The organism is Agathobacter sp. (genome assembly GCF_977054825.1).
The window spans coordinates 1-25,678 of the sequence record NZ_CDRTEH010000002.1; the positions used below are offsets into that span (position 1 = coordinate 1).

General features: G+C 40.2%; 25 protein-coding genes. 18 read left to right on the forward strand and 7 right to left on the reverse strand.

All coding sequences use genetic code 11. From position 1 onward, the window contains the following. The 6 genes from ACW6PM_RS02135 to ACW6PM_RS02160 form a co-directional block, all read left to right on the forward strand. A partial coding sequence (locus ACW6PM_RS02135; RefSeq protein ID WP_456056303.1) for a helix-turn-helix domain-containing protein occupies nt 1-116 on the forward strand: 116 nt, incomplete at its 5' end. Next, nucleotides 113-1,255 carry a sensor histidine kinase gene (locus ACW6PM_RS02140; protein WP_456056083.1) on the forward strand — a complete coding sequence of 381 codons (1,143 nt, stop codon included), beginning with the start codon at nt 113-115 and terminating at the stop codon, nt 1,253-1,255. The genes ACW6PM_RS02135 and ACW6PM_RS02140, both read left to right, overlap by 4 nt. Beyond that, nucleotides 1,255-1,635, forward strand: coding sequence for a DUF4186 domain-containing protein (locus ACW6PM_RS02145; protein WP_456056084.1), 381 nt, complete (start codon nt 1,255-1,257; stop codon nt 1,633-1,635). The genes ACW6PM_RS02140 and ACW6PM_RS02145 overlap by 1 nt, the downstream gene beginning before the upstream one ends. 231 nt (nt 1,636-1,866) lie before the next feature. Then, complete coding sequence (locus ACW6PM_RS02150; RefSeq protein WP_456056085.1) at nt 1,867-3,183, forward strand: AAA family ATPase; 1,317 nt, start codon at nt 1,867-1,869, stop codon at nt 3,181-3,183. Between the two features lie 3 nt (nt 3,184-3,186). Next, nucleotides 3,187-3,861, forward strand: coding sequence for a hypothetical protein (locus ACW6PM_RS02155; protein WP_456056086.1), 675 nt, complete (start codon nt 3,187-3,189; stop codon nt 3,859-3,861). Nucleotides 3,862-3,917: 56 nt separating this feature from the next. Further along, entirely contained in the window at nt 3,918-4,694 is a 777-nt protein-coding gene (locus tag ACW6PM_RS02160; RefSeq protein WP_308650365.1) for a hypothetical protein, read from the forward strand. 359 nt (nt 4,695-5,053) lie between these two features. Here ACW6PM_RS02160 and ACW6PM_RS02165 read toward each other — a convergent pair whose 3' ends face one another. The 3 genes from ACW6PM_RS02165 to ACW6PM_RS02175 all read right to left on the reverse strand — a co-directional run bounded on the left by ACW6PM_RS02165 (nt 5,054) and on the right by ACW6PM_RS02175 (nt 7,006). Further along, on the reverse strand, nt 5,054-5,485 hold the full coding sequence (locus ACW6PM_RS02165) for a DUF3021 domain-containing protein (protein ID WP_456056087.1): 432 nt from the start codon (nt 5,483-5,485) through the stop codon (nt 5,054-5,056). Nucleotides 5,486-5,495: 10 nt separating this feature from the next. Continuing rightward, entirely contained in the window at nt 5,496-5,933 is a 438-nt protein-coding gene (locus ACW6PM_RS02170) for a LytTR family DNA-binding domain-containing protein (protein ID WP_308657548.1), read from the reverse strand. Nucleotides 5,934-6,121: 188 nt separating this feature from the next. Then, on the reverse strand, nt 6,122-7,006 hold the full coding sequence (locus tag ACW6PM_RS02175) for a LysR substrate-binding domain-containing protein (RefSeq protein ID WP_448754193.1): 885 nt from the start codon (nt 7,004-7,006) through the stop codon (nt 6,122-6,124). A gap of 115 nt (nt 7,007-7,121) precedes the next feature. Here ACW6PM_RS02175 and ACW6PM_RS02180 point away from each other — a divergent pair, with 115 nt between their 5' ends. The 3 genes from ACW6PM_RS02180 (at nt 7,122) to ACW6PM_RS02190 (ending at nt 9,896) form a co-directional block, all read left to right on the forward strand. Beyond that, entirely contained in the window at nt 7,122-8,138 is a 1,017-nt protein-coding gene (locus ACW6PM_RS02180; protein WP_456056088.1) for a YeiH family protein, read from the forward strand. 193 nt (nt 8,139-8,331) lie between these two features. After that, the gene (locus tag ACW6PM_RS02185; protein WP_456056089.1) at nt 8,332-9,249 is read left to right on the forward strand and encodes a DUF4300 family protein; all 918 of its coding nucleotides are present in this window, start codon (nt 8,332-8,334) and stop codon (nt 9,247-9,249) included. Between the two features lie 92 nt (nt 9,250-9,341). After that, complete coding sequence (locus ACW6PM_RS02190; RefSeq protein ID WP_456056090.1) at nt 9,342-9,896, forward strand: hypothetical protein; 555 nt, start codon at nt 9,342-9,344, stop codon at nt 9,894-9,896. Between the two features lie 19 nt (nt 9,897-9,915). On the opposite strand, the gene ACW6PM_RS02195 is transcribed toward ACW6PM_RS02190, so the two are convergent. Then, nucleotides 9,916-10,518, reverse strand: a complete 603-nt coding sequence (locus tag ACW6PM_RS02195) for a glycerol-3-phosphate acyltransferase (RefSeq protein WP_456056091.1) — start codon at nt 10,516-10,518, stop codon at nt 9,916-9,918. A gap of 39 nt (nt 10,519-10,557) precedes the next feature. Continuing rightward, nucleotides 10,558-11,685 carry an MGDG synthase family glycosyltransferase gene (locus ACW6PM_RS02200; RefSeq protein WP_456056092.1) on the reverse strand — a complete coding sequence of 376 codons (1,128 nt, stop codon included), beginning with the start codon at nt 11,683-11,685 and terminating at the stop codon, nt 10,558-10,560. Nucleotides 11,686-11,858: 173 nt separating this feature from the next. On the opposite strand from ACW6PM_RS02200, the gene ACW6PM_RS02205 reads away from it, so the two are divergent. The 9 genes from ACW6PM_RS02205 to leuS all read left to right on the forward strand — a co-directional run bounded on the left by ACW6PM_RS02205 (nt 11,859) and on the right by leuS (nt 23,706). Next, entirely contained in the window at nt 11,859-12,803 is a 945-nt protein-coding gene (locus tag ACW6PM_RS02205) for an AEC family transporter (RefSeq protein ID WP_456056093.1), read from the forward strand. A 174-nt stretch (nt 12,804-12,977) separates the two neighbouring features. Beyond that, on the forward strand, nt 12,978-15,044 hold the full coding sequence (locus ACW6PM_RS02210; protein WP_456056094.1) for a PTS sugar transporter subunit IIC/EAL domain-containing protein: 2,067 nt from the start codon (nt 12,978-12,980) through the stop codon (nt 15,042-15,044). Nucleotides 15,045-15,163: 119 nt separating this feature from the next. Then, complete coding sequence (locus tag ACW6PM_RS02215) at nt 15,164-15,970, forward strand: transporter substrate-binding domain-containing protein (protein WP_331478973.1); 807 nt, start codon at nt 15,164-15,166, stop codon at nt 15,968-15,970. Nucleotide 15,971: 1 nt separating this feature from the next. Continuing rightward, on the forward strand, nt 15,972-16,628 hold the full coding sequence (locus tag ACW6PM_RS02220; protein ID WP_308657555.1) for an amino acid ABC transporter permease: 657 nt from the start codon (nt 15,972-15,974) through the stop codon (nt 16,626-16,628). A 9-nt stretch (nt 16,629-16,637) separates the two neighbouring features. After that, complete coding sequence (locus ACW6PM_RS02225) at nt 16,638-17,423, forward strand: amino acid ABC transporter ATP-binding protein (RefSeq protein ID WP_456056095.1); 786 nt, start codon at nt 16,638-16,640, stop codon at nt 17,421-17,423. A gap of 145 nt (nt 17,424-17,568) precedes the next feature. Continuing rightward, nucleotides 17,569-19,173, forward strand: coding sequence for a phosphoenolpyruvate carboxykinase (ATP) (pckA, locus tag ACW6PM_RS02230; protein ID WP_308496715.1), 1,605 nt, complete (start codon nt 17,569-17,571; stop codon nt 19,171-19,173). Nucleotides 19,174-19,532: 359 nt separating this feature from the next. Next, nucleotides 19,533-20,033, forward strand: coding sequence for an acetolactate synthase small subunit (gene ilvN, locus ACW6PM_RS02235; protein ID WP_308496714.1), 501 nt, complete (start codon nt 19,533-19,535; stop codon nt 20,031-20,033). 57 nt (nt 20,034-20,090) lie between these two features. Then, nucleotides 20,091-21,116, forward strand: coding sequence for a ketol-acid reductoisomerase (gene ilvC / locus ACW6PM_RS02240; RefSeq protein WP_308650353.1), 1,026 nt, complete (start codon nt 20,091-20,093; stop codon nt 21,114-21,116). Nucleotides 21,117-21,291: 175 nt separating this feature from the next. Next, complete coding sequence (gene leuS / locus ACW6PM_RS02245) at nt 21,292-23,706, forward strand: leucine--tRNA ligase (protein WP_456056096.1); 2,415 nt, start codon at nt 21,292-21,294, stop codon at nt 23,704-23,706. 56 nt (nt 23,707-23,762) lie between these two features. Here leuS and ACW6PM_RS02250 read toward each other — a convergent pair whose 3' ends face one another. Both ACW6PM_RS02250 and ACW6PM_RS02255 read right to left on the reverse strand, forming a co-directional pair. After that, the gene (locus ACW6PM_RS02250) at nt 23,763-24,524 is read right to left on the reverse strand and encodes a DUF6062 family protein (RefSeq protein WP_306751541.1); all 762 of its coding nucleotides are present in this window, start codon (nt 24,522-24,524) and stop codon (nt 23,763-23,765) included. Nucleotides 24,525-24,554: 30 nt separating this feature from the next. Next, nucleotides 24,555-25,460, reverse strand: coding sequence for a LysR family transcriptional regulator (locus ACW6PM_RS02255; protein ID WP_443598967.1), 906 nt, complete (start codon nt 25,458-25,460; stop codon nt 24,555-24,557). Nucleotides 25,461-25,678: the final 218 nt, after the last annotated feature.

Consider the following 25,678-nt stretch of genomic DNA (forward strand, 5'->3'; position numbering starts at 1 on the left):
CAATCAGGGTACATATGTCTTCACTTAGAAAAAAGCTTAAGGCGAAGCTGGGCTATGATCCCATTCTGAACAAGGTAGGTGAAGGCTATAAAATACGGGAGGAGTCTGACAGATGAAAAGAATGTCGTTACAGTGGAGACTTACGTGTATAACTACATTGTGTATTGCCATTATATGTGGCTTCCTGACTATGTTTGTCTATAAAAATGGTGTGCATTACATTGATTCTCTGCAGGATGCGGTAGAGTCACAGGGGGATGAAAAAGGAAACAAATCAGATGAAATATATATAAGCATACCGGACGATAAGTGGGATGAGTTTGCGGATGAATTTTCGGTCCAGGTGTACAATAATAAGGCTGACTATAAAAGAAACAGTCTGATAATCACTGTTTTGCTGGCACTTTTGGGAGGTGTTGTCACTTATTTTATAAGCGGGCATGCACTCAGACCAATCAGGGAGTTTTCTGATAAAATCGAAGAGGTGCAGGCTCAAAATCTGTCTGATTCAAGAATAGAGGAAAACAATATTAAGGAACTGAATCAGCTTGGCATTTCTTATAACAAGATGCTTGAGCGCCTGTCGGAGGCATTTGAGATACAGAGACAGTTTACTGCAAATGCAGCACATGAGCTGCGAACTCCATTAGCGTTAATGCAGGTACAGCTTGATTTATATAATTCTGCCTCTCACCCTGGGAATGATGCAGACACTTTGCAGACCATAAAAATGGTTACGGAACAAAATGATAAATTAAACAGGATGGTAAAGACTCTTCTTGACATGAGTGAGCTTCAGACGGTGGGAAGAGATGATAAAATTGTATTGGATGCTATTGTTGAAGAGGTTTTGGCAGACCTTGAGCCTCTTGCACAGGAAAAAAATATAAAGCTCATTGGAAAATGTGAGGATGCCACTATGATAGGCAGTGATATACTTATTTACAGGCTTGTATACAATCTGGTTGAAAATGCCATCAAATATAATCATCCGCTCGGACAGGTTACCGTAACCGCATATCAGAGAAAAAAGCATGTTTATCTGTCTGTAGAGGATACGGGAAGCGGAATACCAAAGGAGCTTAGAGATAGAGTGTTCGAGCCGTTCTTTCGTGTGGATAAATCCAGAAGCCGGGAGCTGGGCGGCGTAGGGCTAGGACTTGCTCTTGTCCGTGAAATCGTTAGAGTACATGATGGCAGTATTTGTATTAAATCAGGCTCTGCAGGTGGGACGATTTTTGAGGTGAAGTTTTAATGACTAAGGATGAATGGTACAGGCAGTTATTTGAGCGACTGGATAATTCCAAGTTCCGAAGCAGTTTTCACTTGAAGCAGAAGGATATTGATTACATAAATGAAAAAGGCCTTGATACAATAAGACAACATGCAAAGGATTTTATTGCAAAGAGAGAAGCTCCGGCATATATAGCAAATGATGGCAAACAGACACCAATGCGTGGACATCCGGTATTTATTGCCCAGCATGCAACGGCAACATGCTGCAGGGAGTGTATCCGAAAGTGGCATAAAATGCAGCCGGGCAAGGAACTAAGTCAGGTGCAGCAGGATTATCTTGTAGATGTAATCATGACATGGATTCAAAAAGAAATGGAGAATTTTTGTGAAAAAAATTAAAAAGGATAGCCTTATTTACGATGAATATGAAATAAACAATATTATTGCATTTTTATTCGGGGCTGGCACGGGCATCAGCGTGAGCAAAAACTGTAAATAAAAAAATAAATCGCATAGATACAGGAGCTGTGGTATACTGTATCTATGCGAATTTATAATATTTTAGGACGATGAGTTATATAAAATGACAATATGTTATTATGCATAACCCAAATAGTGAGGTGATGTTAAATGAAGTTAAATAATATCAAAATTTCCAATTATAGATGTTTCAAAGAAGTAAATATTGACTTTGATGATCATATAACATTGATTGTCGGAAAGAATGGGGCAGGAAAGACTGCAATATTAGATGCAGTTGCTGTTGCAATCAGCACCTTTTTACTGGGAATTGATGGTGGAATCAGCAGAAGGATTTCAAAAGATGATTCCAGATATGAGTTCCATGATCTTGATGGCACAGTTGATCCGCAGCATCAGTTTCCTGTAAGTATCGAAAGCATAGGTGATTGTCTGGATAATCATGATGTGAAATGGGTGCGTTCTCTAAATTCTGAAAGTGGTAATACTACAGTCAAAGAAGCAAGAGAATTAACGAGTATATCAAGGGATGCACAGAAGAGAATTATGACGGGAGACAAAACATTAATTCTTCCGTTGATATCTTATTATGGTACAGGTCGTTTGTATGCGCAGAAGAAGGAAAAGAAAAACATAAAATCATTGACTGAATTTAAACGTCAGGTTGGTTATGTAGATTGTATGGCTGCTGAATCAAATGAAAAGCTGATGCTTAATTGGTTTCAGATTCAGACATTGAAAAGTCTTCAAGAGCAGCAACGGACAGGAAAGGCAGAAAAGCCTTTATTATTAAAAACAGTAGAGTCTGCTATTTGCAAATGTTTTGAGAGAATTAGTGGCTCAAAAAATGCCAGCATTGTATTTGATCTTGATACACATAGATTGGTTTTGAATTTTGAAAGTACAGATGGTAGTTTACAGAAATTCGCAATGGATGAAATGAGCGATGGTTATAAAAATACTCTCAGTATGATTGGAGATATTGCATATCGCATGGCTGTATTGAATCCAATGCTTGGAGATAGGGTGTTAGAAGAAACATCTGGGGTTGTTGTGATTGACGAGATAGATCTGCATTTACATCCACAGTGGCAGCAGACTATTATAAGCGATTTAAATACTATTTTTCCCAATATACAATTTATTGTCAGCTCACACGCACCGGCAGTCATTAATTCTGTAGCCAAAGAACAGATTCGTATTTTGGATAATGGAGAAATCTATATGCCAGCAGCACAAACCTATGGAAGAGATGCAAATTCCATATTAAGAGAAGTAATGAAGGTATCTGAACGTCCAACGGATATTAAGCAGCGCATGAGTTTATTCTATTCATATATGGATGAAAATAATTATAAAGAAGCAGATAATGTTTTGAACGAGATTGAAGCAATTGTTGGTACAACAGATCCTGATATTGCAGCAGCGAGAACATCACTGGACTTAGAAAAGATACTGGGAGAATAGTATATGATAGTTGTGAGAAGAGGGAAAGAACCAAATAGTCTATTACAATTTCGTAAGCAGAATCCTGATGCAGATTATGAGACTGATATGCCTTCAAATGTGCTTAAAGATATAAGACAGCAGATGTGGGAGGAGCAAAGGAATCTGTGTGCATATTGTATGAGAAAAATTGATGATCCAAGATCTGAAAGAATTGAGCATTGTAGACCAAGACATCCGCAATATGAATCAGAGCATGATAAGAAGGCAACTTTAGATTTTAAATGGATGCTTGGTGTATGCTATGGCAATAGTCTGACCAGAGGTGTAAATCCGGAGGACACAACTTGTGATGCTCATAGAGGTAACACAGAACTTACGATAAATCCATTTGATGAATTGTCGGTTAGAAAGATAAAGTATAAAGCAGATGGTAGCATTTATTCAGATGATGAAGATATTAACAAGGATGTCACAGAAACTCTGAATTTAAACTGTGAAGCGGTCTCTCTTCCTGAAACCCGTAGAAGAGTTTTGATGGAAGAAAAAAGTAGAATTATGAGAAAATGCAAAGGAAAATCTCAGGATGCATTTATACGTGAATTAGAACGTACATACGAGAGTCTGGTAAAGGAACAAAATTTGACACCGTATTGTGGGATAATTATTTCGTGGCTTGAAAGTAAATTGAAGAAATGATAATTTGTGGTTAAATGTGGATATGACATGGATTCAAAAAGAAATGGAGAGCTTTTATGAAAAAAATTAAAAAATGTGGATTTGTTTTGATTGTTTGCTTAGTTTCCGTGATTATAGTTGGAGTTTATTTTATAAATCAAAACTGGACAATTAGATATGCTTCTGTATTTGACGGATTTTTCGGAAAGGGCAATTGGAAGTGTATTGATGAAGAGAAAAAGGATAGCCTTATTTACGATGAATATGAAATAAACAATATCTATCCGGAACTGTCAGAGAATGTTCCGGGAAAATTCCATAATTGGTATATTTTATATGATGATGGTCAAAATGAATCAATCTGGCATATCACAGATCATGTTTATAAAATAAACAATGATAAGTATAGCATTATCAACCATAATCGTTTATCGGCTAAGCAGGCATTGACGATGGAATTGATGGACATTTCATTTGATGTAATAGGGGACAATATAAAAAGTGACATTATAGAAGAATATCTTCCTCAAGCTGAATCGGATTGTATAGAAGTCGGCATATCCTACGAGGGTGGTAATCCCAAGCCTGAATTTTATGATAAACTGTTGAAAGAAAGCTGGTTCAAAAGCAACGAAGTCTCTGCAGAACATTACCTGTCAATGGACACTGCTGATTTTTATATAGATATCAAAGCATATGATTATCGGATAAAAAAGCTTTCAGATACAGAAAAAGATCATTTAATGAACAGTTTGGAAACGATTGAACAGGGATTGCGTGATAAATATGGAGAACATGCTTCATATAAAATTTACTTTGACGATTTTCATCAGGCAGAGCACAAGGCACAATGATATTTATTACATTTTTTATTTATGGCTGGCAATGGCATCAGCGGGAATTATTTTTAAAGGAAAATGTACATCAGCAACGCTTAAAAAGATAATGGATGAACTATATAACAGAGAAGAAAGAGACGAGTTTGTAGGTGTTCAACTCTATTATTTCAAAAAGCATTATAATTCGTTGATTCGCAGAGGAATGTAATATCTGATTTAGGAATAACAGTATTGATTATTGTTGAACACTATCGGACAATTTTTTACTTATTACGGGGCAAATCAAATTCGATGTAAATCGGTTTGATTTGCCCTCGTTTTTTAGTTCGATATTGCAGAGTATCACTCCACAGACACGCAGTACGAACAAGAGTCTATAATTCCTTGATTTTTTCATTCATTTTTCTGGCATCATTGCGATAGTGAAGCATGAAGCATCCCCAAATTATAAATGCCAAAGCTATTTGAAATATGGCTGCAATAATTCCGTGAAGGATAGAACTTGTTCCTCCTATCCATCCGACAGTATATGCGACGATTGTATAAATAACACAGCCTGTTCCCATGTGAATAATTACTTTAAATGGCATTGGAAGATTGTCTTTGTGATAAATCATGGTCGGAAGTCCAAAACCAAGACCTACAATTATGCATCCGATAACCATTTTGGAAAATTGGTAATTATCTAAACTGAAATTACCGTCATAGGCGATGTCAAATACCATTCCTGTAATGCAGAAAATGGTTAATGTTATACCAATGCTTGTTATAGTGCTTTTAATCAAATTTTTCATAGTTTCTCTCATTTTTGTCCTCCTATAATCCCAGATATTTTTTAAACTCAGGCAGATATTTTCTTGATACGTAATCCTTACATCCGTTTTTTAGTTTCAAAAGAAGAGTGCCGCTAAAACCAGCCTCGACATTGCTCATATAAGACAGATTGACCAAAGTTGATTTTGAAATTTGCATAAATCCGGCACCAAGCTGCTGTTGCATTTCGTACAGTCTTTTTCGGGAACGGTAGCGGTGTTCTTTGCCATAAATAATAGTATCCTTGTTTTCTACCCTTACCATGTATATTTCTTTTGGCTGCAAAATGACAATATCATTTTCGTTTTGTAAAGCTGTAATTGGGCTTTCATTTGAACCGAATATATCAAGGGTACGCTGGATGCTGTCAGTGATTTTATCTGCATATATGATGGCATATGGTTCGCTGTATTCAGGGGAAAGTTCAATACTTACCTTCATGTAAAATCCTCCTTTCTTTTTGGTGAGTTAATCATACAATATTTCATACATAATGTCTCGCCTTTGGATGTAAGTGGCGAAAAAACAAATGTAAGATGCGTAAAAGGTAGGCGGTAGTGGCATTGATTGTTTACCGTAAGTCTGTCACAGAATCCCAAAAGGGTAAAACTCAAAAGCGAAGGAGAACATCACAAGCACATAAGCTCTTCGCAAATGGAAAGATATTTATCGGTGTATATGCTATTTTTTTCCCAGATAAAATCAAAGTCATGCTGCATTTTGAAATCGTCCAGAGAGATTTCTTTTAAGATTCCGGATTTTAATTCATTTTCAACTGCAATTTTATATAGAAAAGATATCCCACAATCTTTTTTTAACAGACCAATAATGGTATGCATGTTTTCAACTTCGGTATAATGTATGAAATCAGATATGCGAAAACCACGGGAAATCAGGCTCTGTTCAAGAATATTCCTTGTACCGGAACCCTCTTCACGAACAAGAAGACGTTCGCACACCAGATCACTGATGGTATGAGGATGATCAGTCATAAAAATATGTGATGCAGCACAGACGGCTATATAGTCTTCGGTGCTGTATTTTTTGCGTGAATAATTTTCTTTTGGATAATTTCCCTCTACGATAGCCATGCTAATTAGTCCGTTATCAAGCAATTTTAGGAGTTGAAGCGTATTGCCATAATGAAGATGGACATTTATTTCAGGGTGCTGTATTAGGAAATTAGCAAGTTTATCTACGATGGCATACTCGCCTATTGTCATGGTAACACCAATAGAAAGTGTCTCTATCCCTGTAAAATTGCTTTTTAATTCCTTCTTTATGTTTTGTTCATCATTTTTCATTGTTAAAAGATGTTTACGCAGAATTTCACCGGATTGTGTGAGAAAAAGCTGCTTATTCCTGTAAATGAAAAGTGAGGTATTGTATTGTTCTTCTAAAAAATGTATGTGTTGTGAAACTGCCGGCTGGGTTATATTCAATTGCTTTGCGGCGGCAGTAAAATTCATTGTCTGACATACAGTAAGAAATGTCTCTGTTCTAAAATCAAGCATAGTGGTCATTTCATCAATAAGAATTATTTATTGTTCGATAGAATTATATAATTTTACCTTATTATTGTCCAGTGATACAATTCCATACAGAAAAAGAAAGTGAGGCATTTTGCAAATGAATTTTATGGAAAAAAATTTGAGAGGAATTTTTATTTGTTTTATAATTGCGATTCCATCGTGGTTTTTAGGAAGGACATTTCCGGTTGTAGGAGGAGCGGTAATAGCAATTATTGCGGGAATGATTATCACGATGTTTTGGAATGATAAAGGAAAAGCTGCAGCAGGAATCAAATGGACATCTAAGGTGATTCTTCAGACTGCAGTGGTTTTGCTTGGATTTGGAATGAATCTTGGAATAATATTTGAGACGGGAAAGCAATCCCTGCCGATTATTATATGTACAATTACAACATCTCTTATTATTGCATGGGTTATGAAAAAAGTACTCAAAGTTCCTGCAAATACATCAGTACTTGTAGGTGTTGGTTCATCAATTTGCGGAGGTTCTGCAATTGCAGCAACTGCACCGGTTATTGATGCAGACGATGACGAAATAGCACAGTCGATAGCGGTGATTTTCTTTTTTAATGTAATTGCAGCTATTTTCTTTCCTATACTTGGAAAAGCAATAGGATTTGATACTGTGCATGGTGATGCGTTTGGCATTTTTGCGGGAACTGCAATTAATGACACCTCATCTGTAACGGCTGCCGCTTCAACCTGGGATAGCATGTGGAATCTGGGAAGTGAAACTTTAAATAAAGCAGTTACGGTAAAGCTTACAAGAACACTTGCAATCATACCGATTACACTGGGATTATCTATGAAAAGAGCGAAAAAGGGCACTAGCTTTAGCCTGAAACAGTCATTTCCAATGTTTATACTTTATTTTGTGATTGCGGCAATTGTTACGACAGTTTGTGTACATATGGGAATTGGTGTGGAAGTGTTTCAGCCGGTTAAGGAATTATCAAAGTTTATGATTATTATGGCAATGGCGGCAATTGGATTAAACAGTAATGTGGTACAGCTTATCAAAACAGGTGGAAAGCCTATTGTAGTTGGGGCAGCATGCTGGTGTGGAATTACAATTGTAAGTCTTATTATGCAGCATATAATGAAAATCTGGTAAATGCAGTTAAAAGTGTGTAGCTTATCAGCGTAAGTCTGCACACCGGACGGCACTATCAATATTTGGCATGTGTGAAGTTTTAGTGATTAATATTTCTTTAATTTTGTCAGCATACTATTTACATAGTACAAATAGTAATGTACTTTAAAAAAGTACAGGACAGTACAAATAATCAGAAAGAGATATGATAATCATGAAGAAGAAATTAATCACAATAATAGTTGGAATGATGCTTTGTGCAGAGCTGTTGGGCGGTTGTGGTAATAAGAATATAAACAAGGATAATATTACCACGGATACTGCCGAGGAGTCGAAACAGCAGGATTCGGATAAAAAACAGGAGCTGCCAACTGCAACATATATGGGTGGAAGCAATACCATTACTGAGGTGTGCAAAGAGCTTGGTTCAGCCGGGGCATCGCATGTAGATACCTTTAAAGAATGGGTGACCGATTTTGCGGATTCTGCCGGGAAGAATGCAAAGCTGAAGGATACCTGGTCAGATGCATATAAAATGAAAGCAGATACAGGTAAATGTATGGATGGTTGGGAGGAAAAGCATGACTATTCAGATGCAGATTGCAGAATGACAGCTTTTCTTTTGCTGGATGGGCTGCTTCACGCACAGTCAACGGAAGATAGCTATAGTGGCACATATTTAATGTTTGATACAGAAGCAATAGATAATGTAGACAGGTATGAAATCATAAGGCAGAATAAGGACATGTTTACTACATTATACGGAGAAAAGAGTATTACGGACGATAAACATCCTGAAAAGACATTCTCTGACAACTGGAAAAAGTATGGATTTCAAATAGACAGTGATCGTATTTCACTTATTAGTATAGCAATATATGATCCGGATTCTGATGCTATGTTCGTGGGACATACAGGTTTATTGATAAAATACAGTGACTATTATCTGTTTGTAGAAAAAATAGCATTTGAGCAGCCATATCAGGCAACAAAGGTGAATAATATGGATGAACTATTAAGTATTCTTTCACTGAGACCTGAGTATTTCGGAGATGAGAAGGAGGCTGGACCGTTTGTATATAATAATGGAGACTATGTTGGAACATTAGAATTGCAAAGTGCAGAGTTGTAATAATGAAAATCCAAAAACGCCTTATCCGTTGACATAACTTATAATACACTATATAACTTTTATAAAAAATCCTCATAAGGATAAATTGGAAAATGAAATTAAAGAATAAAAAAAGCAGAAATATAATAGGTATTATACAAAGCTGTCTTATCTTTGCATTGGTTATTCTTGTTATTTTTATGATGATACAGATTGACCGGCTGCAAGGAACGGCAAGGGTAATAAATTACGCAGGTCTGGTACGTGGAGCAACACAGCGTGAAGTGAAATTGGAGATTACAGGTTCCCAAAATGATGAGCTGATTAAATATTTGGATGATATTTTAAGCGGATTAAAATATCAGGACGGAAAGTATGATCTGGTAAAGCTTCGGGACAAGGAATATCAGGATAAATTGCTGGAGCAAAGAGCATATACTGATGCCCGTACAGGATTGCCTAATAGAAGTGCCTGTAAAGAAATCCTGAAATGCTTATGTCTGGAAAAGGATAAATTAAACAACACCGGAAATGAACTGCAAATTGATTACGCTTGCGGATGGGCGATATCGGAGGATTATAAGGAGAGTACAATACAAATGTTATTTGATAGGGCTGATTCCTATATGTATGAAAATAAACAGATATGTAAGAAGCAAAACCAATGAGTAAAAGCAGATATCATAATTACCGTTGATGCAGAATACTTATCCTTACAGGTCCTTTATTGTGCCTTATCAGGTGTCTGTAAATCACAATCCCTGCGATTATGAAGCAGCCAATCTGGATTGAAGCTGTTTTTATGGTTAAATGGACATTAAATGCAAAAAATCCAAAGGTCAGAATAGATCTGAGGGAATGCGGATTTACTATGACCACAACTGAAAAAAATATAAAGAAAAATGCCAGATAGACAGCCGGATGCAATTCCGGAAACAGGCCCAAAAGTACTCCGAAGGAGGCGGTAATAGCTTTGCCGCCTTTTTCTTTTTGTAGAAAAGGAAATGCATGTCCAAAGACAGGTGCGACTAAAACCGGTACGAACAGCAGTGAGTTTATATCTAAATATTTCTGACCAAGATACACCGGGATAAATCCCTTTGCAAGCTCACATATGAGTGAGAGTATTCCACATAAAAAGCCACCGTACATAAATGCGTTGCTCACACCGGGATTGTGGTCATCGGGAAGTGTGCAGATATCTATGTTTTTTAATAGTTTTGGTATCCAGTAAGCAAAGAGAGTGCTTCCGAGTACGAAGCCTAAGAGTGTAAATAAAAAATATGGCATGATAATTTCCTTATAGTTTTATAGTTCATGGTTTTATAATCAGTCAGTTGTATTAATGTGAGCCAGTTTCTCAAGCAGACTGACAATCTGCATGGCAGCATCGGGCTTTCGCTCCCGGTGCTGTGCACGTATCATTTCTGCATTGCGTTCTTTATTTTCTATCATTATTTTTCCAAGCTCAATCTGCTTTGACAGACGCTTTGATGAGACAGACAGATGGCGTTTTTTGAAAAATGCAACATTTGCTGCCTCGCATCCCGGTATTGGAGCAGTGTGCACAATCGGTATATTTTTTACCAGTGCCTCCGTGGAGGTGAGACCGCCGGGCTTTGTATAGATTACGTCACAGGCATCCATGAAAAGTGAAACCTGATTGGTGTAGCCTATTATGTGTACACGTTTGTTGAACCTAAACTCCTTTTGCAGTATGCGTTTTATCTTAGTATTGTTGCCACAAATGATTACGATATGCTCATTATTATGGCATCTTATGGCAAGCTCCGCAGCAAAGACAGCAAGCTTGCCAAAACCCATGCTGCCACTCATCACAAGAAAAATAGGCACATCGGAGGGCAGATGCAGCCTTGCTCTTGCAGTGTCTTTAGCTGTTCTTGTACAAAAAGCCTGTTTCACCGGGATTCCTAATGGCAGCAGCTTATTTTCAGGAATACCGCGCTTTGCAAATTCATCGGTCAGATCCTCGTGTGGAATAACATAATAATCCACATTTGTCTCTTCCCAAAATGGGATACAGGTGTAGTCTGTTCCAACAGCGACTGCCGGGATATGAAGCAGATTTTTTCTTTTCATGCAGGTCATGGTCTCAGCAGGGTACAGATGAGGCGTGACGACAGCATCAAAGCCGTTTGATTCAATGTATGCTGATAGCTTTTTACAAAGGAGTGCATTGGCAAAATAGACAGGGGATTTATGCTTATCACTTGATATCAGCATGCCAATCCTATAGAGTAGTCCAAAGAAAAAAGGAATATGCTTTACAATTCCTATATATGCTCCTGATACGGCGTGTGATGTGTGTTTGCCCGATAAGAGAAACATATCTATCATGGTCACAGAATGTCCTTTAAGCTCGGCCGCTTCTTTTATAGCTTTACCGGCACTATTGTGTCCCTCGCCGGTGTCACAGGATAAAATAAGAATTTTCAAACTGTTTAATTCCTTCCTAAATAAAGTATGCGATAAGTGTACCATAATTTTTTAAAATAATCTACAGTGTAATAAAAGGTTGACATATCTAAGTCCAAAGCTTATTGTGGTAGAAGACATTGCAACAAAAGGTTTGCACAAAATGTTTTAAGAGAGAATAAGGAGGCCCGCAGATGGGAAATCTAATGTTTTGTCTAAATGCCACAGGACCTATTTTTCTAATGATGGTGTTTGGACTTTTTCTTCGCAAGGTGGGGATTTTGGATGAGGATTTTGCAAACAGGATGAATAAGTTTGTGTTTAAGATTCCTTTACCATTTTTGTTGTTTAGTGATCTGGCGGCAGTTGATTTTTCAAAGGTTTGGAACATTAAGTTTATAGTATTCTGCTTTGTGGTTACACTGATAAGCATTACAATATCAACACTTGTTTCCTGTCTGTGGAGGGATAAATCCATACGGGGCGAGTTTATACAGGCCTCATACAGAAGCAGTGCGGCGCTGCTTGGAATAGCATTTATACAGAATATTTACGGAAACGCTGGCATGGCGCCTGTCATGATTATAGGAAGTGTGCCGCTTTACAATGTGATGGCGGTTATTGTGCTTTCGTTTTTTAAGCCGGGACAAAACGGCATAGACAGGGTAGTGCTCAAAAAGACATTTAAGGGGATAGTGACCAATCCGATTATTTTAGGAATCGTTGCAGGACTTCTGTGGTCAGCTATTGGTCTGCCGTTTGCGGGAATACCGGCAAAGGCTGTGACGAGCATTGGCAATATGGCAACACCTATGGGACTTATGGCTATGGGAGCCACCTTTGATTTGAAAAAAGCCTCAGCAAAGGCAAAGCCGGCATTTGTAGCCACCTTTATCAAACTTGTGGGTTTTGTGGCTGTATTTCTTCCTGTTGCGGTAGCCTTCGGGTTCAGGGATAGTGAGCTCATTGCAATTCTTGTGATGCTTGGCTCAGCAACTACAGTGAGCTGCTTTGTCATGGCAAGGAATATGGGGCATGAGGGCGTTATCTCATCGACCACTATAATGCTCACGACGTTGCTCAGTGCGTTTACACTGACACTTTGGCTTTACATAATTAGAAGCCTAGGGCTTGTATAAAAATAAATTAACAGAAAATTTGCACAAAAATAGCCAACTGTATTTGTATTTCAGTTGGCTTTTTTGTTAGTCATAATCTATAAAAAACATATTAATTTAAAATAATAATTGTATATTCTGTGCATAAGTGATAATATAGTACTATATGAAATATCTGTGGGGGATAAATTAATTATGAAGAAAAGTCTTAAAACTATTACTTATAATCTTGAAAACAGCTTTTATATTCATGTAATCAGGCATGGGCTTGCTATGATGATTCCGATTTTACTTACCGGGGGCATTGCTAATGCACTGCTGAATCTGCCTATACAGGCTTATCAGAGGCTTATAGAGGATAGTTTTTTTGCTCTATTTCTGCACACTATATACGTTGGAACATTTGGCTTTTTTTCGGTGTCTATGCTTATTGCACTTAGCAGCAGCTATTGCATGGAGAAAAACATGACGGTAGATAAGACTGTGATGTATGTCATAGTAGCGATTGGAGCCTTTGGCACGCAGCTTTACAATACCGGTGGCAACTGTAATACAGATATGCTTGATGTGAAAGGCTGTTTTTTTGCAATTGTGACGGCTCTTTTATCGTGCATTCTGCTTGAAAAGCTGCAGAAGGTATCGCTGTTTGATTTCAGGGAACAGACGAATGGTGTGGAGAGAATTACGGCACTGGCTATTGGCATGCTGATTCCCGCAGCTATTGTTATGGTGATTTTTACAATTGTAGTGCAGTCACTGGTTACAGTGTTTGATGTGGATTCACTGTATGAGCTTTTTTCCAATGCAATGTGTGGATTTTTTGAGAATGTGCATAATGAGTTTTTTAAGGGACTGTTATATACCTTGCTGCTTCATATCATGTGGGCATTTGGTCTGCATGGCAGCCATATTTTAGAACCTGTTGCTTCAACATCGTTTCAAATAGGTGTGTCCGGAGATATATTCAGCAAAAGCTTTTTTGACAGCTTTGTAGTGATGGGCGGCTGCGGAACAACCATATGTGTACTGATCGCATTGCTGTTTTTGGTAAATAATACAAGGCTTCGCAAGATAGCTGAGCTTTCCGTTTTTACGGTTATATTCAATCTCAATGAGATTCTTACATTTGGTATTCCGATTTTGCTCAATCCGATACTCATTATACCGTTTATCTGCACACCTTTGCTTTGCTATATCGTAGCGTATACCGCGACATATATAGGCATTGTGCCGCCTGTGACACATACGGTGCCATGGCCTACACCCATTATATTCAGCGGTTATCTGGGTACAGGCTCTGTTGCAGGCAGTATTTTACAGATTGTTATGATTGCAGCGGGAGTTGCCATATATGTGCCTTTCCTGCGGCTGAACGACAGAATGGCTGTCAGGAACGCAAAGGAAGAGATGGATGGGCTCATAAGCTTCATCAGGGAAAAGGAAGAACTCAATGAGAGCTATGAACTGCTGTCACAGTCCGGCAGGATAGGACAGATAAGCCGTATGCTGCGACATGACCTGCGGACGGCAATTGAAAATAAAGAGCTTTATCTTTTGATACAGCCTCAGGTAGATGAAAAAGGACACTGTATAGGTGGAGAGGCTTTGCTTCGCTGGAAGCATCCGGTTTACGGACTGATTTATCCGCCGCTCATTATCTATCTGGCGAAGGCGAGTGATTTACTTGAAGATATGGAGAAGCTGATAATCGATATGACGGTTTCTTCTATTGCAGAGGTGTCAAAAGAATGCGGACCGGATTTTAAGATTTCAATGAATCTGACCGCCAAGTCGCTTTTATGGGATGTGGACAAATATATAGATAAGACACTGAAAAAGTATAATGTGAAGCCGTCGCAGCTGTGGCTTGAGATTACGGAGCAGGATGTGCTGTCAAAGGCTACAATGGTTATTGAAAAGATGAATCATCTAAAGGCTCAGGGACATGTGATGATGATTGATGATTTTGGTATGGGACATACATCTATTCTGTATCTGCAGTCGAGTAACTTTGGTGTGGTCAAGCTGGATGGTTCGCTTGTGCGCGACATAGAGACAAACACTACAAATCAAAAGATTGTTTCGTCAATCGTTACACTGGCAAGAAAGCTTGACATCGAGGTGATAGCGGAGTTTGTGGAGACCGGTAAACAGCGGGATAAGCTCCTTGAGCTGGGCTGCAACTGGTATCAGGGCTATTTATATGAAAAGCCGGTTGCTTTAAACAGCTTTATAGATTTTATGGAAGAACATAACTCGTGATTTGGTGGATAATTCCTCTTTACTTTAGCGTGATAATTTGCTAATATGTTAAAAGATTGTAGTTATCGGATGCTTCTGAATAATTATAATTATTAATTTAACATATGGAGGAAATGAGTATGAGAAGAGGATTAGCACTTCTTTTGACAGCAACATTAGCACTTTCAATGACCGCATGCGGTGGCAGCAAGGGTGCAGGAACACAAAAAAGCGAAAAGGGCGACGGCATGACCTACGCTGTTGAGGCAGGCTCAGCAGGAGAGGCTGTGGCAAAGGAAAAGGGCTTTAATTACAATTCGGTTTCGTCACAGGCAGATGCGCTTATGGAGGTTAAATCAGGTACGTCTGATGCGGCAATCATAGATCTTTTAATGGCAGGAGCCATGATTGGAGAGGGCACAAGCTATCCGGATTTAGTACATACAACAGAGCTTACATCAGAGAAGTATGGTGTCGGATGCCGTAAGGGCTCTGATCTTGCTTCATATATCAACAGTGTACTCGCAGATTCATATGCTGATGGCAGCATGCAGGAGATTGCAAAGAATTACGGAGTACAGGATTCACTCCTTGAGCAGGAGCCTTGCGAGTTCAAGCAGTCTGAAAGCGACAGTGATGTGGATTATATCAAGTCACAGGGCAAGCTGATTGTAGGTATCACAGAGTTTGAGCCTATGGATTACAAGGATAAGGACGACAAATGGATTGGCTTTGATGCTGATATGGCAAGACTCGTTGGTGAGAAGCTCGGTGTGGATGTTGAATTTGTAGTTATCGACTGGGACAACAAGGTTATGGAGCTCGACTCTAAGAAGATTGATGTTGTCTGGAATGGCATGACACTCACAGATGAGGTTACAAAGTCTATGGAATGCACAAATGCATACTGTAACAATGCACAGGTAGTTGTAGAGCGGGAGAAATAAAATGTTCTGGACTGTTACACAAGCACTTATGAGTGGTCTGTGGACCACCTTTGAAATATTTATACTGACACTTATATTTGCACTGCCGCTGGGGCTTATATTTGCATTTGGGCTTTTGAGCAGGTTTAAGCCGGTAAAGGCCGTTATGAATGTGTTTGTATGGGTTATCCGTGGCACACCGCTTATGCTTCAGCTTATCATCATATTTTACGGACCGGGGCTTTGGCTTCATCAGGCTATCTGGAGTGGCGACGAGACAGGCCGTATCACAGCGACTGTTGTAGCGTTTGTCATCAACTATGCATGTTATTTCTCTGTTATATTCAGAGGCGGCATAGAGGGGGTTCCGGCCGGTCAGAGAGAGGCAGGACAGGTGTTAGGCATGACAAAGCAGCAGATTTTCTTTAAAATCACTCTGCTTCAGATGATCAAGCGTGTTGTTCCGCCTATGTCAAATGAGATAATCACTCTGGTAAAGGATACTTCTCTTGCCAGAATTATTGCGGCATACGAGCTTACCTTTGCGGGAGCAGCGTTTATGAAGTCGGACGGACTTACATGGCCGCTGTTTTACACAGGTGTATTCTATCTCATATTTGTCGGAATCCTTACACTTTTATTTAATTATATCGAAAAGAAGCTGGATTATTTCAGGTAGGAGGATGACATGGCAATTTTAGAGGTTAGAAATATAGAAAAACACTTTGGAAGAACTAACGTACTTGAGGATGTCAGCTTTTCCATGGAGGAGGGCAATGCTCTTGCTATAATTGGTTCGTCGGGCTCGGGAAAGACTACGCTGCTACGGTGCCTCAATTTCCTTGAGAGACCTGACAGCGGGCAGATTATTGTAAATGGTGAGAAGCTATTTGATGCTTCCGAAGCGGGCAAGGATAAGGATGCCGAGCTTCGCAAAAAGAGGCTGCATTTTGGCATGGTGTTTCAGCAGTTTAATCTTTTTCCACAGTACACGGCACTTGAGAATGTCACCTTGGCAGAGCGCCTTCTGGCACAGGAGACACCTGAGTTTAAAAAGGATAAAAAAGCAATCCTTGCGCGTATTGATGAGCATGGAAAGGAGCTTCTTGACAGAATGGGGCTTGCTGAGAGGATGAATCATTATCCGCATCAGCTCTCAGGTGGACAGCAGCAGCGTGTCGCTATAGCAAGGGCACTGGCGCTTAAGCCTGATATACTCTGCTTTGATGAGCCTACATCGGCTCTTGACCCGGAGCTTACCGGAGAGGTGCTTAAGGTCATCCGTTCTCTTGCGGAGCAGAATACCACAATGATTATTGTCACACATGAGATGGCTTTTGCACGTGATGTTGCAGACCAGGTGATCTTCATGGACGGTGGTGTGATTGTTGAGCAGGGAGATCCGCATGAGGTGATTGAACATCCGAAGGAGGAGCGCACCAGGCAGTTCCTCACCAGATATGCGAACGGCTGATGTGTGAGAAATATATTATACATGTCGAAAAAGTGTGAAATAAGTGTAAATTGAAAAGTAGATATTGATTTTTTTTTAACAAACATATATACTAACAAAAGAAATGGATGCAAATCCATAATTTATAGAAAAGAGGTTTATTCAAATGGCAAATGTTGATTTAACAAAGTATGGCATTACCGGAACAACAGAGATCGTTCACAATCCTTCTTACGAGACATTATTCGAGGAAGAGACAAAAGCCGGCCTTGAGGGTTACGAGGTTGGTAAGGAGACAGAGCTTGGTGCAGTTAACGTTATGACTGGTATCTACACTGGCCGTTCTCCTAAAGATAAATATATCGTTATGGACGAGAATTCTAAGGACACAGTATGGTGGAACACACCTGAGTATCCAAACGACAACCATCCAATGAACGAGGATGTTTGGGCAACAGTTAAGGATCTCGCTAAGAAAGAGCTTTGCAACAAGAAGCTTTTCGTAGTAGATGCATTCTGTGGAGCAAACAAGGATACACGTATGGCAGTTCGTTTCATCGTTGAGGTTGCTTGGCAGGCTCATTTTGTAACAAACATGTTCATCCAGCCATCAGCAGAGGAGCTTGAGAGCTTCGAGCCTGATTTCGTAGTATACAATGCTTCAAAGGCTAAGGTTGAGAACTACAAGGAGTTAGGTCTTAACTCAGAGACATGTGTTGCATTCAACATCACATCAAAAGAGCAGGTTATCATCAATACATGGTACGGCGGAGAGATGAAGAAGGGTATGTTCTCTATGATGAACTACTACCTCCCACTTAAGGGCATCGCTTCAATGCACTGCTCAGCAAACGCTGATATGAACGGAGAGAACACAGCAATCTTCTTCGGTCTTTCAGGAACAGGTAAGACAACACTTTCTACAGACCCTAAGCGTCTTCTTATCGGAGATGACGAGCACGGCTGGGATGACAACGGTGTATTCAACTTCGAGGGTGGATGCTACGCAAAGGTTATCGGTCTTGACAAAGAGTCTGAGCCTGATATCTACAACGCAATCAGAAGAGATGCTCTTCTTGAGAACGTTACAGTTGCTGATGACGGAAAGATTGATTTCGAGGACAAGAGTGTAACAGAGAATACACGTGTATCTTACCCAATCAACCACATCACAAATATTGTTAAGCCAGTATCTTCAGCACCGGCTGCAAAGAACGTAATCTTCCTTTCAGCAGATGCATTCGGAGTACTTCCTCCAGTATCTATTCTTACACCAGAGCAGACACAGTACTACTTCCTTTCAGGATTTACTGCAAAGCTTGCAGGAACAGAGCGTGGAATTACTGAGCCAACACCTACATTCTCAGCTTGCTTCGGACAGGCATTCCTTGAGCTTCATCCTACAAAATACGCTGCAGAGCTCGTTAAGAAGATGGAGAAGTCAGGCGCTAAGGCATACCTTGTAAACACAGGATGGAACGGAACAGGAAAGAGAATCACAATCAAGGATACAAGAGGAATCATCGACGCTATCCTTTCTGGTGATATCCTTAATGCTCCAACAAAGAAGATCCCTATGTTCGATTTCGAGGTTCCAACAGAGCTTCCTGGAGTTGATTCTGGAATCCTTGATCCTCGTGACACATATGCTGATGCTTCTGAGTGGGAGGCAAAGGCTAAGGATCTTGCAGAGAGATTCAACAAGAACTTTGTTAAGTACACAACAAATGAGGCTGGTAAAGCACTTGTTGCAGCAGGACCACAGTTATAATATATTACAACAGAATTATATCGGATAATTCTAAAGCCGGGCGGTGTATATCGCCCGGCTTTTTATTGTGGTGTGCCCGGCGGCGCACGTTTCTAACGGCGGGAGAGTCTGGTTTAGCTTATACATTGCAAAGATGGTTATTAGATTAATAAGAAAACAGGGTTATTATTTATAATATTATGCTTGGAATATTACAAAACACTATAAAACAGGCATTTATCAAGGTTATGGATGTGTAAAAATTGTTATTGATAATATGAATTTAAGTTATATTAACGATATTGCTTGACAAATACAGATTATAGTAATATTATCATCATGTGAACAGAAATAATAGAAATTGTGAGGAAGGTTTTTCGATGAGAAGACAGGCATTATCTCTTTTAGTTGAGAACAATCCCGGAGTGACCAGTCGTATTTCAGGACTGTTCAGCCGCAGGGGATTTAATATTGATAGTTTCTCCTCAGGAGTTACAGCAGATCCGCGCTACACACGTATCACAATCGTTGCAAGCGGAGATGAGCAGGTGCTTGAGCAGATAGAGAAGCAGTTGGCGAAGCTTGAGGATGTACTTGATATCAAGAAGCTTGAGCCGGGACTCTCAGTGTGCAGGGAGCTTATTATGATAAAGATAAGAGCACTTGATACACAAAGACAGGCAGTCATGAACGTGACTGAGATCTTCCACGGCAAGATAGTTGATGTCACACATGACTCTATGATTATAGAGCTCATAGGTACACAGGACAAGCTTGATAATTTCATAGATCTGCTTAGCAATTATGAGATATTAGAGCTTGCAAGAACAGGAATCACAGGACTTACCAGAGGTTCCAATGATGTAGTTATGTTGGATTAGTCAAAGGACAATCCTTACATATAAATAGTTTACTTAAATTAACAGGAGGAAAACAAAATGGCAGAACCAAGATTATTTTATCAGGATGATTGTAACCTTTCATTATTAGAGGGCAAGACAATTGCCATTATCGGTTACGGCAGCCAGGGACATGCACATGCACTTAACTTAAAGGATTCAGGATGCAACGTCATCATCGGTCTTTATGAGGGCAGCAAGTCATGGAAGAGAGCAGAAGAGCAGGGATTCGAGGTATATGTTGCTGCAGAGGCTGCAAAGAAGGCTGATATCATCATGATTCTTATAAATGATGAGTTACAGGCAGATATGTACAAGAAGGACATCGAGCCAAACCTTGAGCCTGGCAACATGCTTATGTTCGCTCACGGCTTCAACATCCACTTTGGATGCATCAAGCCACCAAAGAATGTAGATGTAGCTATGATCGCACCTAAGGCTCCGGGACATACAGTACGTTCAGAGTACCAGGCAGGAAAAGGAACACCTTGTCTTATCGCTGTAGAGCAGGATGCTACAGGAAAGGCATGGGACCTTGCACTTGCATATGGTCTTGGAATCGGCGGAGCAAGAGCCGGACTTCTTGAGACAACATTCCGTACAGAGACAGAGACAGACCTCTTCGGTGAGCAGGCAGTTCTTTGCGGTGGCGTTTGTGCACTTATGCAGGCTGGTTTCGAAACACTTTGCGAGGCTGGTTATGATCCAAGAAACGCATACTTCGAGTGTATCCATGAGATGAAGCTCATCGTAGACCTTATCTACCAGTCAGGCTTCGCAGGAATGAGATACTCTATCTCTAACACAGCTGAGTATGGTGATTATGTAACAGGACCTAAGATTGTTACAGCTGAGACAAAGAAGGCTATGAAGAAGATTCTTTCTGACATCCAGGATGGTACATTTGCTAAGGAGTTCTTACTTGATATGTCACCTGCAGGACGTCAGGTACACTTCAAGGCTATGAGAAAGCTTGCTTCTGAGCATCCTTCAGAGAAGGTTGGTGAGGAGATCCGTAAGCTTTACAGCTGGAATGATGAGAGCGACAAGCTCATCAACAACTAATCTGTCAGATATATATGACAATAAGACCCGGGGCAGTGATGCACCGGGTTTTTTACATAGCAAAACTTGACAAAATATAGTGTGATGTGTAAAATTATGAATGTTAATCAGACGGATTAAAAATACGCCTTCGTCTCTTTGAGAGGCGGAGCGTTTTTGATATAAGGAGGCAAGTATGTCAGAACCATACAATCACAAGGCCATAGAGAAAAAATGGCAGGAATACTGGAAAGAACACGAGACATTCAAGACCGATGTTTGGGATTTTTCAAAGCCTAAATATTATGCACTTGATATGTTCCCTTACCCTTCAGGAGTAGGCCTTCATGCAGGACATCCGGAGGGCTATACAGCTACAGATATCATGTCGCGTATGAAGAGAATGCAGGGCTACAATGTACTTCATCCGATGGGCTATGATTCATTCGGTTTACCGGCAGAGCAGTATGCTGTAAACACAGGTCATCATCCAAACGGCTTCACACAGAAGAATATCGAGACATTCTCAAAGCAGCTTAGAGAGCTTGGCTTTGATTATGACTGGTCAAAGATGATTTCTACAAGTGATCCTGAGTTTTATAAGTGGACACAGTGGATTTTTAAGAAGCTTTATGAGGCCGGATATGCAAAGCACATCGACATGCCTGTAAACTGGTGTGAGGAGCTTGGAACGGTTCTCTCAAACGATGAGGTTATCGATGGCAAGTCAGAGCGTGGCGGATATCCTGTAGTCCGCAAGAATATGAAGCAGTGGGTTATCGACCAGCCGGCATTTGCAGAGAAGCTTCTTGAGGGTCTTAACGAGATTGACTGGCCTGAGTCTACCAAGGAAATGCAGAGAAACTGGATTGGCAAGAGTACAGGTGTCGAGGTTAAGTTCCAGATAGTAGGCGGTGGAGAGTTCTCTATCTTTACTACATGTATCGAGACAATATATGGTATCACATTTATGGTGCTTGCTCCGGACGGAGATATAGTAAAGGGTCTCATGGACAGAGTCGAGAACAAAGAAGAGGTTCAGGCTTATATAGATGAGACTGTAAAGAAGAGCGACATGGACAGAACCGAGCTCAACAAGACAAAGTCAGGCTGTGAGCTTAAGGGACTTCATTGTATCAACCCTGTAAACGGCAAAGAAGTGCGTATGTTTATCGGTGATTTCGTACTGGCAAGCTACGGTACAGGTGCTGTTATGGCAGTTCCTACTCATGACCAGCGAGATTTCGAGTATGCACAGGCTCATGATATTGAGATGATCCAGGTAATTGACGGCGCAGATGTATCAGAGAAAGCATTTGAGAAGCATGATTACCTCGGAAAGGGCTGCAAGCTCATCAACTCAGAGGAGTTTACAGGAATGGTAGTCGAGGATGCGAAGGAAGCCATCACAGCCAAGCTTGAGAAGATGGGCGTGGCAAAGAGAACAGTAAACTACAAATTCCGTGAATGGATTTTTGCACGTCAGAGATACTGGGGTGAGCCTGTTCCTTGTGTATACAAGGAGGATGGTTCAATCTATTTCCTTCCTGACGATGAGCTTCCGCTTATCCTTCCTGAGCTTGAGGATTACAAGGGCAAGAACGGCAAGGCACCTCTTGAGAATGCTACAGAGTGGAAGCAGTATGACAGAAATGGTGTCAAGGGCACTCGTGAGACATCTACAATGCCTGGCTCAGCCGGATCTTCATGGTACTATATGAGATATATCGATCCACACAATGATAAGGAATTTGCAAATCAGGAGCTCTTAAAGCACTGGATGCCTGTAGATCTCTATGTTGGTGGTCCTGAGCATGCGGTAGGACACCTCATGTACTCAAGAATCTGGAACAGATTCCTCTTTGATCAGGGCTTATCTCCTGTAAAGGAGCCATTCAAGAAGCTTGTTCACCAGGGAATGATCCTTGGCTCAAATGGTATCAAGATGGGTAAGAGATTCCCTGAGTTCGTAGTAAATCCTAGTGATGTAGTCGAGGAGTACGGCGCTGATACACTGCGTCTCTACGAGATGTTCATGGGACCGCTTGAGGTTTCAAAGCCTTGGAACGACAGCAATGTACAGGGAGCAAAGAGATTCATCACACGTGTATGGAATTTCTTTACAGAGCCTGAGAACATCATCGAAGAGGATGACGGAAAGCTTACAAGAATCTATCATCAGACAGTAAAGAAAGTCACAAACGACTTCGAGGCACTTGGCTACAACACAGCTATCAGCCAGATGATGATCTTTGTTAATGAAGTATACAAGGCAGGAAAATGTCCAAGAGAGTTTGCAGAGGGACTTATCAAGATGCTTTCATGTGTATGTCCACACGTCGGAGAGGAAATCTGGCAGAAGATGGGTCATGACGATACAATCGCATTTGAGCCATGGCCAACATACGATGAGGCAAAGACTGTTGAGGATACAGTAGAGATTGCTGTACAGATCAATGGAAAGACAAAGGGCACTCTTGCAATCGGAAAACAGGATCCTAAGGATGAGGTTATCGCAAAAGCAAAGGATGTTATTGCAGATAAGCTTACAGGAAATATTGTAAAAGAGATTTATGTTCCGGGACGTATTGTAAATATCGTAATGAAATAAAAATTCACCCGGTATTTTGCACAGCCATTAAATGGCCGGCAGAATACCGGGTGATTTTATTTTTTGAGCACATGTGGTGGAAGTGACGGATCGCTTCCGCGAAGCTTCTGCATACCGCGCTGGATCGCATCCTTGGAATTTTTCCAGTCGGCATCTTTGTTTTTATAATCGTATTTTTCTATAAACCATGCTACATCATCATAGATACGCTTCATGTTTTCCTGCATCATTGGAAGCACTATGTCATAAAATTCTTTTCTTTTTTCACCCTTTAAATATGTATCAGCGCCCTCAAGTACCACCTTCAGATGGTCAAGACAGAAGCCCTTTGTGTTTTTTAGCTTTTCTTTTATCTCAGGATCCTTTTCATACATAGTGAAGAAGGTCTTCATGTATGCATTAAAGGTCTTGTTTACGCTGTCACATATAAAGCAGGTTGATTCACGCTTGTTAATCCAGTCCACGATGGAATTGGAGGAGGCGTTTGCTTTTTTGAAAAGACCGCTCCTTTGCACTGAATCAGGCTTAAAGTTCTTAAATTCTTTGTCCATCTCCTCAATATGGCGCATGTACATGGTTTTTAGTATCCAGGCGTTTCCGAGTGAATTGCCATAGTCAAACATTTTTTTGAAATGTGCACGGCAGAAGCCCTCCTTATCGGTCATATCGCGTATGTCAGCCTCCATGTAAGAGGCACCATGACCAAGTACGAAATCCATGACGTGATCCTCGGTGCGCTTTTCTATATAGCAGAAGGGACATTCACCGGCATTGTCAAAGGCATCTGATATGGGAATGGTGTGTATCTGTTCTTTCAAGGTAATACCTCCGGGGTTGTATTTTGTGATTTAAAAATCCTCTGGTGTGTAGCTCTCGTAGAACTTTATAAAGGTCTGTAAAGAGGTGGAAAGCTTTGATGACTCCTTGTATGCAAAGCCGACCTCACGCTTGTGGATTGGTATACCGAGAGGGATTTCAATCAGGGTACCGTCTGCAAGCTCCTTTGAAACTATGCTTTTTATGACGCAGGCCACACCTACGCCTATTTTGGCAAAGTCGATGAGCAGGTCCATATTTGATATATCTATTGAGTCCTTTACGTGTATCTGGTTCTCCTGCAGATAGTCGTCAATATATTTACGTGTCATATTGCCTTTATCGAGAAGCATGAGAGTGGAGTTTTGTAAAATCTCGCTCTTTTTGACACCGCGGGCACTTAAGTTGCGCAGATAGTCCTTTGTGGTGACAAATATATCCTCGATATTGTCCAGATAATAGAAATTGAAGGTCTTAAGGGACGTTGGTTTTCCAATCAGGCCTATATCGATCTTGTCCTCATCGAGGAGCTTTAAGGTCTCGTTTGTGGACTGGCATTCGATGGAAATGCTTATATGAGGATTTCTGTGTATGAATTCCTTGAGATATGGCAAAAGCATGTATTTGCAGAGTGTTGAGCTGACACCAATCTTGAGCTGGCCTACACCAAGCTCTATTGAGCGTTTCAGCTTTTCCTCACCCTCATTTAATGCCTCGAAGGCCTCGCTTACATGATCATAAAGAAGCCTGCCCTCATCGGTTAAGACGACACCTCTGGAGCTTCTGGAAAAAAGCTTGCATTCCAGTCCATCCTCGAGCTTTTGAATTGACTTGCTGATGGCAGGCTGGCTGATATAGAGCTCCTTGGCTGCCTTTGATATATTGCCGGCATTGGCGACAGTATAGAAAATCCAGTAAGATGAGAGATTCTGGTTCATTTGTACCTCCTGTGGTTTGTACTTTTAATGGGCTGTAATTGTTGCTTGTCACAAAAAGGTGTGAACATCAACAAATCTGTGTTTATTATACCATGAGATTTAGTTATGGTAAATATGTTTATTATGTATTTTTATTATGGTAAATCATATGTTATGATGTCTTAAGTAAACTTGATTCAGATACAATCATAATACAATATTTTTATATGCTAGGAGGA

What these genes read in the sequence shown, in the direction of transcription:
- ACW6PM_RS02140 (WP_456056083.1), top strand. Translation starts at nt 113, where the DNA reads ATGAAAAGAATGTCGTTACAGTGGAGACTTACGTGTATAACTACATTG.
- ACW6PM_RS02145 (WP_456056084.1), top strand. Translation starts at nt 1,255, where the DNA reads ATGACTAAGGATGAATGGTACAGGCAGTTATTTGAGCGACTGGATAAT.
- ACW6PM_RS02150 (WP_456056085.1), top strand. Translation starts at nt 1,867, where the DNA reads ATGAAGTTAAATAATATCAAAATTTCCAATTATAGATGTTTCAAAGAA.
- ACW6PM_RS02155 (WP_456056086.1), top strand. Translation starts at nt 3,187, where the DNA reads ATGATAGTTGTGAGAAGAGGGAAAGAACCAAATAGTCTATTACAATTT.
- ACW6PM_RS02160 (WP_308650365.1), top strand. Translation starts at nt 3,918, where the DNA reads ATGAAAAAAATTAAAAAATGTGGATTTGTTTTGATTGTTTGCTTAGTT.
- ACW6PM_RS02165 (WP_456056087.1), bottom strand. Translation starts at nt 5,485, where the DNA reads ATGAGAGAAACTATGAAAAATTTGATTAAAAGCACTATAACAAGCATT.
- ACW6PM_RS02170 (WP_308657548.1), bottom strand. Translation starts at nt 5,933, where the DNA reads ATGAAGGTAAGTATTGAACTTTCCCCTGAATACAGCGAACCATATGCC.
- ACW6PM_RS02175 (WP_448754193.1), bottom strand. Translation starts at nt 7,006, where the DNA reads ATGCTTGATTTTAGAACAGAGACATTTCTTACTGTATGTCAGACAATG.
- ACW6PM_RS02180 (WP_456056088.1), top strand. Translation starts at nt 7,122, where the DNA reads ATGAATTTTATGGAAAAAAATTTGAGAGGAATTTTTATTTGTTTTATA.
- ACW6PM_RS02185 (WP_456056089.1), top strand. Translation starts at nt 8,332, where the DNA reads ATGAAGAAGAAATTAATCACAATAATAGTTGGAATGATGCTTTGTGCA.
- ACW6PM_RS02190 (WP_456056090.1), top strand. Translation starts at nt 9,342, where the DNA reads ATGAAATTAAAGAATAAAAAAAGCAGAAATATAATAGGTATTATACAA.
- ACW6PM_RS02195 (WP_456056091.1), bottom strand. Translation starts at nt 10,518, where the DNA reads ATGCCATATTTTTTATTTACACTCTTAGGCTTCGTACTCGGAAGCACT.
- ACW6PM_RS02205 (WP_456056093.1), top strand. Translation starts at nt 11,859, where the DNA reads ATGGGAAATCTAATGTTTTGTCTAAATGCCACAGGACCTATTTTTCTA.
- ACW6PM_RS02210 (WP_456056094.1), top strand. Translation starts at nt 12,978, where the DNA reads ATGAAGAAAAGTCTTAAAACTATTACTTATAATCTTGAAAACAGCTTT.
- ACW6PM_RS02215 (WP_331478973.1), top strand. Translation starts at nt 15,164, where the DNA reads ATGAGAAGAGGATTAGCACTTCTTTTGACAGCAACATTAGCACTTTCA.
- ACW6PM_RS02220 (WP_308657555.1), top strand. Translation starts at nt 15,972, where the DNA reads ATGTTCTGGACTGTTACACAAGCACTTATGAGTGGTCTGTGGACCACC.
- ACW6PM_RS02225 (WP_456056095.1), top strand. Translation starts at nt 16,638, where the DNA reads ATGGCAATTTTAGAGGTTAGAAATATAGAAAAACACTTTGGAAGAACT.
- pckA (WP_308496715.1), top strand. Translation starts at nt 17,569, where the DNA reads ATGGCAAATGTTGATTTAACAAAGTATGGCATTACCGGAACAACAGAG.
- ilvN (WP_308496714.1), top strand. Translation starts at nt 19,533, where the DNA reads ATGAGAAGACAGGCATTATCTCTTTTAGTTGAGAACAATCCCGGAGTG.
- ilvC (WP_308650353.1), top strand. Translation starts at nt 20,091, where the DNA reads ATGGCAGAACCAAGATTATTTTATCAGGATGATTGTAACCTTTCATTA.
- leuS (WP_456056096.1), top strand. Translation starts at nt 21,292, where the DNA reads ATGTCAGAACCATACAATCACAAGGCCATAGAGAAAAAATGGCAGGAA.
- ACW6PM_RS02255 (WP_443598967.1), bottom strand. Translation starts at nt 25,460, where the DNA reads ATGAACCAGAATCTCTCATCTTACTGGATTTTCTATACTGTCGCCAAT.